Annotated in this window: 2 tRNA genes and 1 rRNA gene; all 3 read right to left on the bottom strand. The window is 49.3% G+C overall.

The features are described from left to right. Positions 1-28: 28 nt before the first annotated feature. The 3 genes from ACIGBM_RS13400 to ACIGBM_RS13390 all read right to left on the bottom strand — a co-directional run bounded on the left by ACIGBM_RS13400 (position 29) and on the right by ACIGBM_RS13390 (position 1,804). Positions 29-104 (bottom strand) — tRNA-Ala (locus ACIGBM_RS13400). Between the two features lie 9 nt (positions 105-113). Next, positions 114-190 (bottom strand) — tRNA-Ile (locus ACIGBM_RS13395). A gap of 75 nt (positions 191-265) precedes the next feature. Beyond that, positions 266-1,804 (bottom strand): 16S ribosomal RNA (locus tag ACIGBM_RS13390). Positions 1,805-2,050: the final 246 nt, after the last annotated feature.

The raw sequence follows: 2,050 nt of genomic DNA, 5'->3' as shown, positions 1-2,050 counted from the left end.
CCTAAAGCTTACTTAACCGTCTTAGTAGTGGTGGAGCCAAACGGAGTCGAACCGTTGACCTCCTGCGTGCAAGGCAGGCGCTCTACCAACTGAGCTATGGCCCCATTGTAAAATGGTGGGTCTAGGTGGACTTGAACCACCGACCCCCGCGTTATCAACACGGTGCTCTAACCAGCTGAGCTACAGACCCTAATACGTTTGTTAAAAACGTAAGCTTAAACTAAAGAACAACTTGTTGTGAATTCTTGCTGACCGAATGCGTCTATAAGGAGGTGATCCAGCCGCAGGTTCCCCTACGGCTACCTTGTTACGACTTCACCCCAGTCATCAACCACACCGTGGTGAACGCCTCCCCGAAGGTTAAGCTATCCACTTCTGGTGCAATCAACTCCCATGGTGTGACGGGCGGTGTGTACAAGGCCCGGGAACGTATTCACCGCGGCATTCTGATCCGCGATTACTAGCGATTCCTACTTCATGGAGTCGAGTTGCAGACTCCAATCTGGACTACGATAGGCTTTTTGAGATTCGCATCACATCGCTGTGTAGCTGCCCTCTGTACCTACCATTGTAGCACGTGTGTAGCCCTGGTCGTAAGGGCCATGATGACTTGACGTCGTCCCCGCCTTCCTCCAGTTTGTCACTGGCAGTATCCTTAGAGTTCCCGGCTTAACCCGCTGGTAACTAAGGACAAGGGTTGCGCTCGTTGCGGGACTTAACCCAACATCTCACGACACGAGCTGACGACAGCCATGCAGCACCTGTATTCTAATTCCCGAAGGCACTCCCGCATCTCTGCAGGATTCTAGATATGTCAAGACCAGGTAAGGTTCTTCGCGTTGCATCGAATTAAACCACATGCTCCACCGCTTGTGCGGGCCCCCGTCAATTCATTTGAGTTTTAACCTTGCGGCCGTACTCCCCAGGCGGTCTACTTATTGCGTTAGCTGCGTCACTAAGTCCTCAAGGGACCCAACGACTAGTAGACATCGTTTACGGCGTGGACTACCAGGGTATCTAATCCTGTTTGCTACCCACGCTTTCGAGCCTCAGTGTCAGTATGATGCCAGGAAGCTGCCTTCGCCATCGGTATTCCTTCAGATCTCTACGCATTTCACCGCTACACCTGAAATTCTACTTCCCTCTCACCTACTCTAGCCTAACAGTTTCAGATGCAGTTCCCAGGTTAAGCCCGGGGATTTCACATCTGACTTATCAAGCCACCTACGCTCGCTTTACGCCCAGTAATTCCGATTAACGCTTGCACCCTCTGTATTACCGCGGCTGCTGGCACAGAGTTAGCCGGTGCTTATTCTGCAGCTAATGTCATCGTCTCCGGGTATTAACCGAAGAGTCTTCTTCACTGCTTAAAGTGCTTTACAACCAAAAGGCCTTCTTCACACACGCGGCATGGCTGGATCAGGGTTTCCCCCATTGTCCAATATTCCCCACTGCTGCCTCCCGTAGGAGTCCGGGCCGTGTCTCAGTCCCGGTGTGGCTGATCATCCTCTCAGACCAGCTACAGATCGTCGCCATGGTAGGCCTTTACCCCACCATCTAGCTAATCCGACTTAGGCTCATCTAATAGCGAGAGCAGTAAACTGCCCCCTTTCTCCCGTAGGTCGTATGCGGTATTAATACGAGTTTCCCCGTGCTATCCCCCACTACTAGGTAGATTCCTAAGTATTACTCACCCGTCCGCCGCTCGACGCCTGGTAGCAAGCTACCATCGTTTCCGCTCGACTTGCATGTGTTAAGCCTGCCGCCAGCGTTCAATCTGAGCCATGATCAAACTCTTCAGTTTAATCTTGCTATGAAGCTCTTTAAAGAAGCTTCTAAACTTGGCTCATCTAATCTGGCAAAATCGCTAAAAATTATGTTCGTAATGAATTAACTTTGAGTTTTTCTGCTGTCTTAAATGATAATTTTTATAGTTAATAATCTTTCCGAAAAGAAAAGATAGTCAACTTTATTTTTTAGCATTCTGAATCAGCAAAAATCCACACAAGTTGTTCTTTAGTTATGCTTTTAAATAATGTCTGACACTGTC

It is taken from the genome of Psychrobacter sp. NPDC077938 (genome assembly GCF_044542635.1).
GTDB lineage: Bacteria > Pseudomonadota > Gammaproteobacteria > Pseudomonadales > Moraxellaceae > Psychrobacter.
Note: the sequence above shows the minus strand (reverse complement) of the source record. Positions and strands in the feature narration are given on the sequence as shown.